General features: G+C 55.0%; 12 protein-coding genes. 3 read left to right on the forward strand and 9 right to left on the reverse strand.

All coding sequences use genetic code 11. The annotated features are described in order from the left end of the window. Positions 1–88: 88 nt before the first annotated feature. A complete protein-coding gene (locus A8O25_RS00005; RefSeq protein WP_082893359.1) occupies positions 89–1,348 on the forward strand; it encodes a M14 family metallopeptidase in 1,260 nt (419 codons plus the stop codon). Positions 1,349–1,430: 82 nt separating this feature from the next. On the opposite strand, the gene A8O25_RS00010 is transcribed toward A8O25_RS00005, so the two are convergent. The 9 genes from A8O25_RS00010 to asnS form a co-directional block, all read right to left on the reverse strand. After that, a complete protein-coding gene (locus tag A8O25_RS00010; RefSeq protein WP_066829118.1) occupies positions 1,431–1,904 on the reverse strand; it encodes a GNAT family N-acetyltransferase in 474 nt (157 codons plus the stop codon). Positions 1,905–1,968: 64 nt separating this feature from the next. Next, positions 1,969–2,904, reverse strand: a complete 936-nt coding sequence (locus tag A8O25_RS00015; RefSeq protein ID WP_066829121.1) for a YeiH family protein — start codon at positions 2,902–2,904, stop codon at positions 1,969–1,971. A 73-nt stretch (positions 2,905–2,977) separates the two neighbouring features. Continuing rightward, on the reverse strand, positions 2,978–3,877 hold the full coding sequence (locus tag A8O25_RS00020) for a LysR family transcriptional regulator (RefSeq protein WP_066829547.1): 900 nt from the start codon (positions 3,875–3,877) through the stop codon (positions 2,978–2,980). A gap of 351 nt (positions 3,878–4,228) precedes the next feature. Then, a complete protein-coding gene (locus A8O25_RS00025; protein ID WP_066829123.1) occupies positions 4,229–5,032 on the reverse strand; it encodes a LytR/AlgR family response regulator transcription factor in 804 nt (267 codons plus the stop codon). 227 nt (positions 5,033–5,259) lie between these two features. Then, on the reverse strand, positions 5,260–6,303 hold the full coding sequence (locus A8O25_RS00030; RefSeq protein WP_066829125.1) for a sensor histidine kinase: 1,044 nt from the start codon (positions 6,301–6,303) through the stop codon (positions 5,260–5,262). 116 nt (positions 6,304–6,419) lie between these two features. Then, entirely contained in the window at positions 6,420–7,052 is a 633-nt protein-coding gene (locus tag A8O25_RS00035; protein WP_066829128.1) for a hypothetical protein, read from the reverse strand. 167 nt (positions 7,053–7,219) lie between these two features. Then, positions 7,220–9,379 (reverse strand): TonB-dependent receptor, encoded by a 2,160-nt coding sequence (locus A8O25_RS00040; RefSeq protein ID WP_066829131.1) that lies wholly within the window; start codon positions 9,377–9,379, stop codon positions 7,220–7,222. A gap of 210 nt (positions 9,380–9,589) precedes the next feature. After that, the gene (locus A8O25_RS00045) at positions 9,590–10,027 is read right to left on the reverse strand and encodes a hypothetical protein (RefSeq protein ID WP_153042526.1); all 438 of its coding nucleotides are present in this window, start codon (positions 10,025–10,027) and stop codon (positions 9,590–9,592) included. Between the two features lie 306 nt (positions 10,028–10,333). Next, on the reverse strand, positions 10,334–11,722 hold the full coding sequence (gene asnS, locus A8O25_RS00050; protein WP_066829135.1) for an asparagine--tRNA ligase: 1,389 nt from the start codon (positions 11,720–11,722) through the stop codon (positions 10,334–10,336). Between the two features lie 777 nt (positions 11,723–12,499). Here asnS and rpoN point away from each other — a divergent pair. Together rpoN and A8O25_RS00060 are read left to right on the forward strand one after the other, a co-directional pair. Beyond that, positions 12,500–13,981: an RNA polymerase factor sigma-54 gene (rpoN, locus tag A8O25_RS00055; RefSeq protein WP_066829138.1), complete on the forward strand. Its 1,482-nt coding sequence runs from the start codon at positions 12,500–12,502 to the stop codon at positions 13,979–13,981. A 642-nt stretch (positions 13,982–14,623) separates the two neighbouring features. After that, a complete protein-coding gene (locus A8O25_RS00060) occupies positions 14,624–15,226 on the forward strand; it encodes a hypothetical protein (protein WP_153042527.1) in 603 nt (200 codons plus the stop codon). Positions 15,227–15,274: the final 48 nt, after the last annotated feature.

Genomic DNA, 15,274 nt, shown 5'->3' on the forward strand with positions numbered 1-15,274 from the left:
ATTCAAAACCTGTTTTTCGGCCTGTTTGGCCAAACAGCGAAAAACAGAAAAAGAAAAACATCGGCGCAAGCCGAAAGCAACGAGTAGCATGTACGCAAGAAAAGGAACAAACAAATTTACTTTATTCATCGCCGCCGCCGCGTGGCTTCTGCACGGGTGCGGCACCTCTAAAACTGCCACTAACTCAACTTCGCCCGCGCCGGTCACAACCACGCAGGCGCAGACTAAGGCAGCTATCAAAAGTCCGCACATAGCCTATCAGGAGAAGCAGGCCTGGGCCTTCAATGGTGGCAGCGTGGTGTTCCATAACCAGTTCGCCGGGGCGCGGCTCAACGGCGTGACGCAGGAGAACGACAGCACGTTCAGGCTGGAGATAAAGCCGGAGAACCAACCCATCAACCCCAGCCCGTGGTACGCCTTCAAAGTGTGGTCGAAAAGCCAAAAGCCTACTTACGTGAAGTTGACGTACGGCTCCAATGAGCACCGGTATTCGCCCAAGACCAGCACAGATATGCGCGCGTGGCAAGACGTACCCCAAAGTCATTTCATAGATAAGACAGGGGCGTTTTTCAAGGTGCCCGTCAGTCAGGACACCTTGATTGTGGCCGGACAGGAGATGATGACCGCCGCCATGACCTACCGCTGGATGGACAGCCTGGCCCAGAAACCTTTCCTCAAGCGGCAGACCATTGGCCAGAGCTACCTGGGGCAACCCATTGAAGCGTTCAGCACCAGCGGGTCAGACGGCAAGAAACTGATGGTGGTGTTGAGCCGCCAGCATCCGCCGGAGGTAACCGGCTTTATGGCCATGCAAGAGTTTGTGCGCGTGGTGACCGGAGACTCGCCGCTGGCGAAGCGGTTTAGGGAGAAATTTGAGGTGCTCATCATGCCCATGCTCAACCCAGACGGCGTGGATTTGGGCCATTGGCGCCACTCGGCGGGGGGCGTTGACCTGAAACGCGACTGGGAAACCTTCAAGCAGCCCGAGACGGTGGCGGTGCGCGATTTCATTGCCCAAAAAACGGGGGCGCAAGGTGCCAAGGTGTACTTCATGCTGGACTTCCACTCTACCCACCGCGACGTGTTCTACACCAACACCGAGACCACGCCCACCCACGTGCCCGGCTTCACCAACCGCTGGCTCAAGGCCGTAGAGGCGGCGCTGCCCAATTACAAAGCCAACATCAGACCCTCGGGCAACGGCGGAAACGTGTCTAAGAGCTGGTTCTACCGCACCTACAACGCAGACGCCGTGACCTATGAGGTAGGCGATGACACGCCCCGCAACCAAATCAAACTGAAAGGAAGAATAGCCGCCGAAAAGATGATGGAGCTGCTGGTGCAGTAACCGTTTTCCGCCGTGGGCGGAAGGGAATGCTTTTTTCTGTTTTCGGGCTGTTTTCAGAAAAACAGGTCAAAAACGCCTTTGGCTAATGCTGGCCATTTGCCGGTGCCGCATACATAGTAGGCTGGTGCACCTGCATGAACCGCTCTGGCTGGGTAAGCGGGGTGAAGCCGCATTGGGCGTAGAGGGCGTGGGCATCGGCGGTGGCGAGCATCCAGCGGCGCAGGCCCTGCAGCTCCGGGTGCGCCTGCAGCGCTTGTACCATCCACTTGGCCAGGCCTTTCCGCTGGTGTTCCTCCAGCACAAACACATCGCAGAGGTAGGCGAAGGTGGTGTAGTCGGTGACCAATCGGGCGAAGCCCGCTTGCCTGCCTTCAAAGTACACGCCCACGCACAGCGAGTGCTCAACGGCGCGGGCCACGGTTTCTTTGGGGATGCCGGGCGACCAGTAGGTCTGGGACAGGAACCCGTGGATGACCTCTAGCTGCAGCAGCTCTTTGTCAAAGCTCAGGAGGTAGCTTTGTTCGTTGGCTATGGGGGCGGGGGTGAGAAGTGACATGGCAGAAAAAGTTACGAACTGGTTTTACCCTGTTTTACGCAAAACGGCTCCAAAACGCGGTAATCTACTGAAGAATGGCGAATAAACTGCCGGTGCCCAGCAACAGCCACAGCAACAGGCCCATCAAAAGCGGCCGTATTCCCAGCGTTTTGAGGGCACTCCACACCAAGCCGGAGCCTGCTAAGAAAAGGGTGAGCGTAAGGGTGCGTTTGGCCAACGCGGCTATGAATGTAAACGCCGGGGTGAAAGAGGCGGGGGCGTAGGTGTTGAGCAGCATGGCCAAAACAAAGGCCCCAATGAAGTATGGAACGGTGATTTTTCCGCCGCCGGCGGGCTGGAAACGCCACGCCGTGAGCACCGCCACCGGAATAATCCAGAGCGCCCGCGCCATTTTCACCGTGGTGGCCAGCTGCAGGGCGGCCTCGCCGTAACTCTGGCCGGCGCCAACCACAGAGCTGGTGTCATGAATGGCCAGCGCCGCCCACACGCCAAACTGCGCCTGGCTCAGGTGCAGCCGGTGCCCCAGCCACGGGAATACAACCAGCGCCACCGAGTTCAGCAGAAACACAATGCCCAGCGAAAGGCTCATCTGCTTTTCCTGGGCCTGCACCAGCGGCGAGACGGCGGCAATGGCGCTTCCGCCGCAGATAGCGGTGCCTACCGCCACCAGGTAAGCGGTGGTGTTCTCTACCTTGAGCCATTTGCCCAGCACAAAACCCACCAAAAGCGTGAAGCAGATGGAGGCAACGGTCAACGTAAAGCCGGTGCTGCTGGCCTGCACCGCCGCCTGCGCATTCATCCCGAAGCCCAGCCCCACAATACTCAGCTGCAGCAGCTTCTTGGTGAGCGCAGGGGTGGCCTGCCGGAAGGGATTGCCCGTGGTGTTGGCCAACAGCACCCCCAGCCCCAGCGCCACCGGCGGACTCACCCACGGCGTAAGGCAACAGGCACCGGCCAGAATGAAAGCAGGTTGGGCAACAAAGAAAAGGCGGGCAGACATGCAACAACATTTTGGCTAATGCCTGCAAGGTAGCGGGAGGTTATTCCCCAGTCAAATGACAAATGGTGATAAGCTATTCCGGTAAGTTATACTGCCGCTGCGCAAAGCGCTGGAAAAGCTGCGCCAGCCCCTCCTGCTGCCCCAGCAGCTGCACAAACCAGAACGTGCGCGCCAGGTGGAAATCCTGCGGCGGGAGCACGGCCAGCTTGCCCGCCTCCACCTCCAGTTGAATGGCGTGCGCCGAAAGCAAGGCCACACAGTCTGAGTGCTGCAGAAACGATTTGATGGTCTCTGAGGAACCCAGGTACAGGACCACGTTCAGGTCGGGTAGGCGCAGGTGGTGGGGGCGCAGGGCCTCTTCAATGACTTCCAGCGTGCCTGAGCCGCGCTCCCGCAGCACCAGCGGCTGCTGTACCAGTTCCTGAAACGTAATAGTCCCCTTCCGCGCCAGCGGATGGCCCGCCCGCACCACGGGCAGCAGCTCATCTGGCAAAAACGGCGTGTACTGCAGTTCGCGGCGCTGGCTGGAGCCTTCCACTATGCCCAAATCTATGTGCTGGAGCAGGAGTGCCTGTTCAATGGCTTCAGTGTTGCCGTTTGCCAGCGAGAGCTGCACCTGCGGGTGCCGCTGGTAGAATTTAGACAGCACAGGGGCCAGCACGTACTGCGCAATGGTGGTGCTGGCGCCCAGGCGCAAATGCCCGCCCACCTGGTTTTTAAGTTTGCCCAGCGCAAACTGCATCTCCTCCTGCAGGGCATGCGACCTATCAGCAAAGGAGAGCAGGGTTTCGCCGGCAGGCGTGAGCTGGATGCGGTTGCCTTTGCGTAGGAAGAGCCGCAGCCCCACCTCGGCCTCCAGCTCCTGAATGCGTTTAGTGGCCGCCGGTTGCGTGATAAAAAGCTCGCCCGCGGCTTTGGTAAAGCTCAGGTGTTTGGCAACGCTTCTAAAGACAATCCAACGGAAATCCAGCATGGGCGTGGGGTGAATGTTCAGAACAAAAAGCAACAATGCACGCAAACTCGTGAATAAAAATCATTCTGCAATATTTGCTGCCCACCGCTTTCTTAGGCACGCATTTCGTTCCCCCTTCAAAGGAGGCTGGGGGATGACAAGGCCGGCAGAAGAATATAAGCGTAAATCAATTTCAAAGAAATGTGATTCTCGGGAATGGGGGGAATGCCTAATCAGCACGAGGAGTCATCCCCTACCCCCTTCAAAGGGGAACGAAATGCGTTTAGATTCCTGATTTTATGCAATTGAACAATCTGCAATTTCCCGTTTTCGGCCTGTTTTTCAGAAAACAGGTCAAAAACGTATTTTAGGCTATCCGTCCAGCCACGTCCGGAACGCCGCCACCCGCTCCCGGCTCACCAGCACCTCTTCCTGGGTGTGGTTTCTGAGCACCAGTTTGAGGCGGCTGTTGGTGTAGTGAATAATGTCCTGAATGGCGTGCATCTGCACCAGATACCCGCGGTTGACCCTGAAAAAATGCTTTGGGTCCACCAGCTGCTCCAGCTGCTCTACAGTGTAATCAATGGCGAAGCGGCGGTTGTCTTCGGTCTGCAGAAACGTGGCCTTCTCAAAGCTGTAGAAGAAATCAATCTCCTCTACCGGCACCGCCCGCAAGTGTTCGCCCACTTTGATCACAAACCGGTTTTTGTAGGCGGGGGCGGTGGGGTGCTGCAGTTGCTGGAGCGCCTGCTGCAGGAGTTGTAAAGAAGCATCGGCCGGGGCCGAAGTGGTATTTTGGCCGGGGAGCGCCGTGGCGGTGAGCCGCTTGAATTTCTGCAGAGCTTGGGTCAGGTCTTCGTTGTCAATGGGTTTGAGCAGGTAGTCAATGCTGTTGGCTTTGAACGCGCGCAGGGCGTAGGCGTCATAGGCGGTGGTGAAGATGATGGGGCACGTGACAGCCACCTGCTCAAAGATCTGAAAACTCAGCCCATCGCCCAGCTGGATGTCAAAGAACGCGATGTCTGGATTGGGTTCTTCTCTGAAAAAGGCCACGGCATCTTGCACTGACGGCAGTTGCGCCACCACCTGCATGGGGACTTCCTGCTGGTCTTGCAACAGGCGGGTCAGACGGCTGGCGGCCAGAGGTTCATCTTCAACAATGAGGGCGCGGAGCATACGGGTTCGTTACTAGTTGTTTGTTATTCGTTGTTCGTTTTTGGTCTGTTTTCTGGAAAGTAGGCCAGAAACGCAGGTAGAGGCAGGCGTTTGCCACCTAGAAATCTGTGAAACAAGAGAGCAGTTTAGCCAGCTGCGTTGATTCTGCCAACGTTTCCCTGCCTTCCGCTCTGCGGAAATAGGAGTTTGCGTTTTCGGCCTGTTTTTCTGAAAACCAGCGAAAACGGCTATTGGAACGTGAGCAGCGGCAGCCGCACGGTAAAGGTGCCTTCACTGGGGAGTACCTGCATTTTCTTATTGGTCAGCATCTCATAGCGGGCTTCAATGTTGGCTAGGCCCAGGCCGCTGGGTGGCTCGTGTTGGGGTTTGGGCTGGTAGTTGTTCTGCACCACCAAATAATCGTCTTCAATAGAGACAGTTACTTTCAACGGCTCTTTCGCCCAGGCGCGGTTGTGTTTTACGGCATTCTCCAGCAGCATCTGCAGCGCCAGCGGCGGAATCTGGAGCTCTTCTGGCACATCAGTGGGCAGCTTTACCTGCAGGCCCTCGGCCAGCCTGATTTGCTGCAGAAAGGCGTAGCGTTGGGTAAAGTTGAGTTCCTCTTCCAGGGGCACTACTTCTTTGCGCTGCGAGTCCAGCACGTAGCGGTACACCTCAGAAAGCTGTTTGATGAACTTTACCGCCAAATCGGGCTCGGGGTGCACCAGACTGGTGAGGGCGTTGAGGCTGTTGAACAGAAAGTGCGGGTTCACCTGGTTTTTAAGCGCCTCATATTTGGAGAGGGCATGCTCCTTCTGTAGCCGCTCGGCATTCACCGCCGCTTCGCGCCAGCCGCGCAGAAAGGCAATGGCGTGCACCGTCATAGTGATAATGTACGTGACGAGCATCTGGGTGAGCATGGTGTACCGCACCTTGGGCGTTCCCATGTAGCTGAAATCCCGCTTGGGCAGGAGCACGTACCAGAACCAGTTGATGAAAAACACCACTATTGCCGAGTACACCAGAACGGTGAGCAAGGTGAGAAGAAAGCGTTTCCAGGGGCTTTCTGTCCAGGAGACAAAAATATTGAGGTTGTTGCTCACATACCCGTTGCCCAGCCAAAGCATACTGAAGAGCGAGAACGAGTACAGGAAATTCTGCCACGCCTTCCCCATGTCTGTGTAGCAGCTGGAGCAGACCAGCATGACCTGGGTGCCTGCTAACAGGGCAAACAGCAAAAGCCATTTCAGGATAGAGAGGAAGCGGTTCTGTGGTAAGCCGTAGGTTGCCATGGCTGGAAGTTAAGGATTTTCAGGAAAAGCGTAGAGCCCCCTTTTGCCGCTCGGGCATAATGACTTGCTGTTTTGGGGCTAGTTTTTGAAAAACAGCCCCAAAACAGCTTTGGCAGTTACTGGCACTTGGCCAAGAGGGCTAAGGCTCTGCTTTCGCCCCAGTTGGGCAGGAGGGAGCTGGCTGGTTTGTAGGCCGCATATTTCTCTTTGGCTTTGGCCAGGATGGGTTTAGCCGCATCGGCCCCGCCGCCGAACATTTTGGGGGTGTTGAAGGCGTTCTGCCCCAGCAGGAAATAGGCGCGCGGGTTGTTGGGGTTCAGCTGGGTGGCTTTCTCCAGGGCGGCGCTGGCCAGGCCGGAGTACTTCATGCCGCGCATCATGGGTGAAATGACCAAGCGGGCCTGGTGCAGATAGCCTTGCAGCACGTACAGTTCAGATTCTTTGGGCTGCAGTTTCAGGGCGCGGTCCAGAAAGACCTGTGCTTTGTCTAAGGTCTGATCCCGCTGGTCTTCGTCTTTGAGCAGGAAGGTGAGGTTGATGTGGGCGTAGGCGGCGTAGTAGTTGGGCAGCCATTCTTTGGGCTCGGCGTTGGCGATGCGGGTGAGTTGGTTGGCTGCGTTCTGCATTTCCTCAGCGTTTTTAGAAGCCTCCATTTTGGCAAGGGCATCAGTTAAGGCAGCCTGGTATTTGGCTTGGGCATTGGCGAACAAAGCGATAAACAGAAGCGGAAGTAGGAATAATTTTTTCATGTTGGTTAATGGTTAGTAGTTGTTAGTTATTAGAGATTCGTTTTTAGGCTGATTTCCAGAAAAGAGGTCAAAAACAGGAAATGGTTGATTGCTCATTGCTGATTGTCTATTGAAGTAGTGGCACATTCCATTCACGCATTCACTCATTGAGGCCTTTACTCCTTGGCTCATTTTTTCGCGTCATTAATAGACACCAGCAAGGCCACCAGGGCGAAGCGTTTGGCGCCGGGCACCACGGGCAGGGACGCGTATTGTCCGTCTGGGCCGGGGTTGGCGGCGAAGCGGTAGCCGTACACATTGTCTATGCCCAGCAGATTGTTGCAGGCCACGTGCAAGATGGTGGCGTGTCCTTTGAGCGTGGTGAGGTAGCTGGCGCTGAGGCTCAGGTCAAACAGGTTTTTGGTGCGGCTCTGCTGGAAACCCTCCAGGTTGGGGTTGTGGAACGGTCTTCCGCTGGTGTAGCTGAAGGTGGTGCCCACGTAGGTCTTAATGGGGTTGATCATCTGCTTGTACACCAAACTCAGGTTGTGCGCCGAGGCAAAACCGGGCGTGGCGGCCACGGGATAGCCTTTGTAGAGACGCTTGCTGTCCAGGTAAGAATAGGAGATCCAGTAGTCGCCCATTTTGATGGTTTGCTGGTCCCGGAAGAAGAACTCCACGCCTCTGGCATAGCCGTGGCCGCCGTTGTTCAGGTCGGTGGCGTCTTTCAGCTCGGTGGCGTTGTACCTGATCAGGTGCTGGTAGTTTTTGTAGTAGCCTTCCACCCGCAGGGTGCGCTTGCCAAAGGTGCGCTGGTAGTTCAGGATGTAGTGTTTGGCTTTCTCAAAGCTGAGCGGCGTGTGGTATTTGAGGTAGTCGTTCTCCGGGGTCTGGTAGAAGTGCCCATAGGCGAAAGAAACTTGCCCTTCTGCGCTCACCTGGTAGGCCACCGCCAATCTGGGCGACAGCGCATTTTTCTGCAGGAAGTATGAACGCTCCCAGCGCAACCCTGGGCGGGCCACCAATTTATCTCCCAGGTACACGTCCGCTTCGGCAAAGGCCGCCACGTTCTGCTCATCTACTACGCCTTTCCGCACCGCGGAAGTAGGGTTTTCTAAATAATTCTGGCGGTAGCCGCGCAGTTGAGATTCAAGTCCAGTGCGCAAGGTAACGGCGTGGCCGATGTCGCCGATGAGCACCGTTTTGCCGTTCCAGGTGTTGGAGCCCGCGTACACTTTGGTTTCGCCGGCGGCGAGGTGGTCTTGGTTATGGGTGAAGGTCATGCCGGTTTGCAGGGTCCAGTGCTCTTTATAAGTTTCCTCATAAGTGCTGTTGAAAAAGACGTTCTGGTTGCGAAGGGCCACGGCAATGGGGCCTTCGGGGTGGTTCACGTCTTGCTGGTTCAGGGCCAGTTGGCTGTTGGCGTAGGTGCCGTAGAATTTGAGCATGCCCGTGGGCGATGTCTTGTGCCGGAACACCACGCTACCAGATTTGGTCTCGGGCATGTGTTTCCAGTCCTGGCGCTGGCGTACCAGGCTCATGTACGGCCGCAGGTTCATATATTCCGCTGAAACGGCCAGGGAAGTGTTTTCCCAGCGCTTGGTGCGGGAGAGGCTTCCGCCAATGGTCATGAGCGAGATACCCGTCTGCGTTTCCTCCGGCAGATCCTGGCTCTGCAACAGCAACGCTGAGGAAAGCGCCTGCCCAAATTCAGCAGAATAGCCGCCCGAACTGAACGCCATACCGCTGAACAGGAAAGGCGAGAAGCGGCCTCTGGACGGCACATCTGGCACGGTGGAGTTATACGGGGTGGCCACCTGCAGGCCGTCAATGAACGTCTTGGTCTCATAGCTGTCACCGCCGCGCACAAAGAGCTTGCCTTCTTCGCCCACTTTTTGGGTGCCGGGCAGCGTGTTGATGGCGCCCATGATGTCAGCGCTGGCACCGGCGGTGGTCACAATGTCCCGGGAGTTGAGCAGCGCGCTCCGTTTCTCGTCGCTTGCCTCAAACGCCCCCGCCGAAATCACCACTGCCTGCAACTGCCGCTGGTCGGCCTTGAGTGTGATTGACAGCGCAGGAATCTCTTGGTTTAGGTTTACCTGTTTCTCTACCGTGGTATAGCCCAGAAAGCTTACCACCAGCGTTTGCGCGCCCGTCTCTTTGGTGCTGAATTGGAACAGGCCTTCCTCATCTGTAGAAGCCCCGTCATACAACCCCTTCAGGAAGACGTTGGCCCCAATGACAGGCTGACCGGCAGCATCTTTCACAGAGCCTTGCAGCTGCGTTTGGGCATGCCCGGTGAAAGCGGAGAGTAGCAGCAGCAGGGAGAGAAGGGTAGCGGTTTTCATAGCGTTGGCCTTAGTTTCTGACCAAAGGTGCACCGCCGCAGAAAGGATAGAAATTAAAAGAAGATGAACTGTAGAAGGAGGTGGATGAAGTGTAGGGAGTAGGGGATGGAGAGTTCCTGTTTTAGGCCTATATTTCTAAAAACAGGCCTAAAATAGGAAGAGCCCGCAACGTGCGGGCTCTTTTGGTGTAAACAAAGCTGCAAATTAGTCTTAGCTTTTCTTTTCTTTAGCGGCCGCTTTTTTCTCGGCGGCTTTGGCTTTGGCGGCCTCGGCTTTCTCTTTGGCGGCTAGCTTCTGGGCAGCCGCTTTCTCTTTGGCGGCGGCGGCTTTGGCTTTTTCCTTTTCTTTGGCGGCGAGTGCCTTGGCTTTGGCGGCTTCTTTTTTCTCCTGCTCCTTGGCCTTGGCCGCGGCAGCTTTCTCTTTGGCGGCTAACTTTTTAGCGGCTTCTTTTTCTTTGTCGGCGGCTTTCTTGGCGGCGGCCTTTTCTTTGGCTGCTTGCGCTTTGGCCTTTTCAGCGGCTTTTTTCTCGTCGGCCTTTTGCTTGGCGGCCTCTTTTTTGGCCTGTTCTTTCTCTTTGGCCGTTTGGGCCTGGGCACCGCCTACGGCCAGCGCCAGCGCCAATACTAACAGAGTAAAATGTCTTAACATGATAATAAAGGGTTGTAAGGTCTGTTTAGGTTATAAATGTAGGAATATTTAAAGAATGTTTGCGGCGGGGCTGCCAGAAATAATTTTTCAGCCTGACCCGCAACAGACTCTTGGTCAATAGAAAAGCGGTTTGGAGCTGTTTTTTGGAAAACAGCCCCAAAACAGAACTGCCCCGCCACCAAATGGTAGCAGGGCAGCCCCTCTCTTTTGCATCGGCGCAAGCCGAAGTAGGTATACTCAAATGGACTGGTAGAGAAAGAGGAAGAAACTTTTATTCACTCCTTCACCCACTCATTCCTTCACTCCTTAAAACTCGGCGCTCTTGGGGAAGCGGGGGAACGGGATCACGTCTCTGATGTTGCTCATGCCGGTCACAAACAGCAGCAGCCGCTCAAAGCCCAGGCCAAAGCCGCTGTGCGGAACGGTCCCAAACCGACGCGTATCCAGGAACCACCACATTTCTTTTTCGGGCACGCCCATTTCCTGCATGCGGGTCACCAGCTTCTCGTAGTCTTCCTCGCGCTGGGAGCCACCAATGATTTCACCGATGCCGGGGAACAGCACGTCCATGGCGCGCACGGTTTTGCCGTCTTCGTTGAGTTTCATGTAGAAACTCTTGATTTCTTTGGGGTAGTTGGTGAGAATGACCGGTTTTTTGAAGTGCTTCTCTACCAGGTAGCGCTCGTGCTCGCTCTGCAAATCGGTGCCCCAGTCCACTTTGTATTCAAACTTCTGCTTGGCGGTTTTCAGAATCTCCACGGCCTCGGTGTAGGTCAGGCGCTGGAAGTCATTGCTCACCACAAACTGCAGGCGGCTCAGGAGTTCCTTGTCATATAGGTCGTTGAGGAACTGGAGGTCTTCCATGCAGTTGTCCAGGGCGTACTGCACCAGGTACTTCAGGAATTCCTCAGCCAGGTCCATGTTGTCTTCCAGCTCATAGAAGGCCATCTCGGGCTCAATCATCCAGAACTCAGCTAAGTGACGGCTGGTGTTGGAGTTCTCTGCCCTAAACGTAGGCCCGAAGGTGTAAATCTCAGACAGCGCCATGGCCAGCACCTCGCCCTCCAGCTGCCCGGAAACGGTCAGGTTCGCAGACCTTCCGAAGAAGTCTTCAGAGAAATCCACCTCGCCGGTCTCGGTTTTAGGCGGATTGATGGGATCCAGTGTGGTTACTCTAAACATTTCACCGGCCCCTTCGGCGTCTGACGCCGTAATCACCGGCGTATGCACGTAGAAGAAGCCTTTGTCATGGAAGAACTGGTGCACGGCAAACGCCATGGCGTGCCGCAACCGGAACACGGCGCCAAACGTGTTGGTGCGCGGGCGCAAATGGGCAATCTCGCGCAAAAACTCCAGCGAGTGGCCTTTCTTCTGCAGCGGGTACGTTTCCGGGTCGGCGGTGCCTAATACCTCTACCGTTTTGGCCTGGATCTCTACGGTCTGGCCTTTGCCCTGGCTTTCTACCAGCGTCCCTACTACTGACACGCTGGCGCCGGTGGCCACCTCTTTCAACGCTTCCTCGGTAAACACATTCATGTCTGCCACCACCTGTATGTTATTAATGGTAGAGCCGTCGTTCACGGCAATAAAGGTGACATACTTGTTGCCGCGCTTGGTGCGCACCCAACCTTTCACCAACACCTCCTGCCCGCTGGCCGGTGTCTGGAGCAATGCTTTTACTTTGGTTCGTTTCATGTTCTAATCTCGTATCGAGTAGCAAGTATCAAGTAGCACGTATTCTGCTGGTGCAAAAGTAAGTAGCTGGCGGCAAAAATTCGCATTTAATCCACAGGACTTGTTTTCGGCCACGGCCGATGGGAATATTTGCAGCCAAAGCGCATTTCTGTTTCCGGCCTGTTTTCTGGAAAGTAGGCCTAAAACGGAACCCATTTATTTATTTGTCATCCTGAAAGGAACTTGTGGGCGAAATAGGAAATCGTTGCTCAAGTGTTTCTGCCGTTCGCTACCGAGATTCTTCCAGAATGACAAAAGGGGGAGTCGCTTGGCAAGGTTAGTGCTTATCTGCTGATGCTTGGTTGCTGTTTTCGGGCTGTTTTCCCGAAAGTAGGCCAGAAACGGAAATTGTGTTCACGGTTCTATTTGTAAGTGATGTTAGCAGATTTGCGCTTTGCTCAAGCGGCATTGCCGTTCGCCCACAAGGTCCTTTCAGGATGACAAAAGGTAGGGAAAGGAATTGCTTGGTAAGTTGCGCTCATCAGCTGATGGCTTGGTTTCCGTTTCTGGCCTACTTTCCCGAAAACAGGCCCAAAACGCCTCAAGGACTTCTTGTTAGCAATAGTGGCTTTTCACCGGGGGCAGACAGAGGATTAGCGGCCAACCCCCAACGTCTTGCTACGTGATACGCCATACGTGCTACCTCGCGCCGCGGCGCGACTAACCTTTTTTGCAAACCGCTAGTAAAAAACTATAACTTTGGCCTAGTCTACGCTGATTAGACCGGTGTTTTGACGTATGCAGAGACTCGACCTAAAACAACTTTTATCCCAGAAGCTATCGCCGCAGCAGATACAGTTCATTAAGCTGCTGCAGGTGCCTACCGCTGAGCTGGAGGCGCGCATTAAAGAGGAGATGGAGATGAACCCTGCCTTGGAGGAAGGCGATGCCGCCGACGAGCCCGCCCAGGACAGCAACGAAGACTCCGGCGAGGCCGATGATGAATTTGACAACTCCGAAGACGACTTCGGGGAGGAGGAACTGCGCCGTGACGATGACGACGTGAACCTGGAAGATTACATCAACGATGACGAGATAGCCGGCTACAAAATGCAGGGCGACGGCCCCGGCGAGGAGGAAGACCGCGAAATGCCCATTGCCTCTACGGGCTCATTGGTAGATGCGCTCATGGACCAGCTGGGTTTCCTGAACCTGAACGAGAAGCAACTGGCCATTGGCGAGCAGCTTATTGGCTCCATTGACCAGGACGGCTACATCAGGCGGGAACTGGAGGCCATCTCCAATGACCTGGCCTTCTCGCAGAACATTGACGCCAGCGTAGAGGAGATTGAAGACGTGCTGCGCCGAATCCAGGCCTTTGACCCGCCCGGCATTGCCGCCCGCGACCTGCAGGAGTGCCTGCTGCTGCAACTGGAGCGCCGCGACCCCGATGACATTACTGAGGTGGCCGAGCAAATCATTCACGACACGTTTGACGAGTTCACCAAGAAGCACTACAGCCGCATTCAGCAGAAACTGGAGCTGGAAGACTACGAGCTGAAAGCCGCGATTGACTTAATCCTGAAGCTGAACCCCAAGCCCGGCGGCACCGGCAGCGCCACCCGCGTGCAGTACGTGATTCCGGACTTCATCATTACCAATGAAGAAGGCCAGCTGCAGCTGTCTCTGAACGCCCGCAACGCCCCAGACCTGCGCATCTCGCGCTCGTACGCAGACATGTTTGACGCCTATGACAAAAGCGCCAAAACCGACAAGAAGCTGAAGGAGACGGTGACGTTTGTGAAGCAGAAGCTGGACGCCGCCAAATGGTTCATTGACGCCATCAAACAGCGCCAGAACACCCTGCTGCGCACCATGGAAGCCATCATGCGCCGCCAGTATGACTATTTTCTGGAGGGTGATGAGAGCAAGCTCAAGCCCATGATTCTGAAAGACATTGCCGAGGACATTGGCATGGACATTTCAACCGTGAGCCGCGTGGCCAACAGCAAGAGCGTGCAGACCGAGTTCGGGATTATCCCGCTCAAGTTTTTCTTCTCAGAGGGCATTGCCACCGACGCCGGCGAAGACGCCAGCAGCCGTGAGGTGAAAGCCATTCTCAAAGACATCATTGACAAGGAGAACAAGCGCAAGCCTCTCTCAGATGACAAGATTGAGAAGATGCTCAACGAGAAAGGCTACAACATTGCCCGCCGCACCGTGGCCAAATACCGCGAGCAGCTGAACATTCCGGTGGCCAGGTTGAGGAAAGAACTATAATCCGCGCAGCGGAGGGAATGAGAATAGGGAATTAGGAATTGCGAATGGAGAATTAGGAATCGGTATAATCTCCCCATTTTGTCATCCTGAAAGGATCTTGTGGGCGAAATGTAGTTGCCGCGAATTAATATACATCTAGTAGTGTGCTCCCTATAAGATGTCTCCAGAATGAAGGTGATGATTGAAGATTTTGTCATTTGCCCTTGTTGCGTGTTCTCACCAGCAAGAGAAGAAGGTGCTGCTGTTTAGTTTCTTGGTGTGAATACCAAGAATGGAAGAATGTCTTTCAAATTTTCAGGTAGGTCCCCCGAATGATTTGCCGTACTGTTGCAGGTGTCCTCTTGTGTCCACGGTTTAAGGCTGTTTTTTCAATAACATGTCAAGGACGAAGTATACGCGGGGTAGGTGTATGTTTACGCCAGTAGAAGAACCAATGAACAATGCAGGTACTTTCCGCTCTTACCGTTTGCAACCAAGATTCTTGCAGAATGACAAAATGGAAATACAGTACAAGACAGAAGATGAAAAATAAAGCGTAGAAGTTTATCATTCCATTTTTAACTTGCCACCGGTGCTTGAGTGGCACCAATTCTTAGTATTCAATTCTTAATTCCTCCTTATAAAGTGAATTCCCGCCTGGCGATGGTTCTATCCGTAGTGTTTCACCCGCTGCTGCTGCCCTCGTACCTGTTTGCCCTGCTGCTGTATTACCTTCCGCCGGAGGCGGTTTCCCTGCCCATGGAGGCGCGCAGGTTTGTGCTGCTGCTGGTGTTCATCACTACGTTTCTGCTGCCCAGCTTTGGTACGTTTCTGATGCAGAAGGCGGGGGTGGTGACCACGTTTACGCTAGATGCGCGCATTGACCGGCGCTGGCCGCTGCTCATGGCGGCTGTCTGCTACACCATTACCACGGTGCTGCTGTACCGCCAGCCGTATTTTGACCGCATCTTCTTTGTGGTCATGGGGCTGATTACTGCCACGGTCTACGCCACGCTGTTCATTAACCAGTTCTGGAAGATAAGTGCCCACTCTATGGGGTTAGGCGGCGGCCTGGGGATTTTGGTGTTGCTGCACGGCTGGCTCCCTGAACCGGTGCTGGTGTACCCCATTGTGGCGGGTATTGTCATTTGCGGCGCGGTGATGACGGCCCGTCTGTCATTGGGGGCCCATACTACCAAGCAGATTTACACAGGGTTTTTGCTAGGGTTGCTGGTGGGCATCAGTCTCTGGGGCTTTGCGTTTTAAAGCTGTTTCTGGCCTGTTTTTCTGAAAACAGCCGTAAAATAGAGCGTT

The organism is Rufibacter ruber (genome assembly GCF_001647275.1).
Taxonomy (GTDB): Bacteria; Bacteroidota; Bacteroidia; order Cytophagales; family Hymenobacteraceae; genus Nibribacter; species Nibribacter ruber_C.

Bases quoted from the DNA above. Each gene is read 5' to 3' on its own strand.
- A8O25_RS00005 (WP_082893359.1), top strand. From the start codon at position 89: ATGTACGCAAGAAAAGGAACAAACAAATTTACTTTATTCATCGCCGCC.
- A8O25_RS00010 (WP_066829118.1), bottom strand. From the start codon at position 1,904: ATGTCACTTCTCACCCCCGCCCCCATAGCCAACGAACAAAGCTACCTC.
- A8O25_RS00015 (WP_066829121.1), bottom strand. From the start codon at position 2,904: ATGTCTGCCCGCCTTTTCTTTGTTGCCCAACCTGCTTTCATTCTGGCC.
- A8O25_RS00020 (WP_066829547.1), bottom strand. From the start codon at position 3,877: ATGCTGGATTTCCGTTGGATTGTCTTTAGAAGCGTTGCCAAACACCTG.
- A8O25_RS00025 (WP_066829123.1), bottom strand. From the start codon at position 5,032: ATGCTCCGCGCCCTCATTGTTGAAGATGAACCTCTGGCCGCCAGCCGT.
- A8O25_RS00030 (WP_066829125.1), bottom strand. From the start codon at position 6,303: ATGGCAACCTACGGCTTACCACAGAACCGCTTCCTCTCTATCCTGAAA.
- A8O25_RS00035 (WP_066829128.1), bottom strand. From the start codon at position 7,052: ATGAAAAAATTATTCCTACTTCCGCTTCTGTTTATCGCTTTGTTCGCC.
- A8O25_RS00040 (WP_066829131.1), bottom strand. From the start codon at position 9,379: ATGAAAACCGCTACCCTTCTCTCCCTGCTGCTGCTACTCTCCGCTTTC.
- A8O25_RS00045 (WP_153042526.1), bottom strand. From the start codon at position 10,027: ATGTTAAGACATTTTACTCTGTTAGTATTGGCGCTGGCGCTGGCCGTA.
- asnS (WP_066829135.1), bottom strand. From the start codon at position 11,722: ATGAAACGAACCAAAGTAAAAGCATTGCTCCAGACACCGGCCAGCGGG.
- rpoN (WP_066829138.1), top strand. From the start codon at position 12,500: ATGCAGAGACTCGACCTAAAACAACTTTTATCCCAGAAGCTATCGCCG.
- A8O25_RS00060 (WP_153042527.1), top strand. From the start codon at position 14,624: ATGGTTCTATCCGTAGTGTTTCACCCGCTGCTGCTGCCCTCGTACCTG.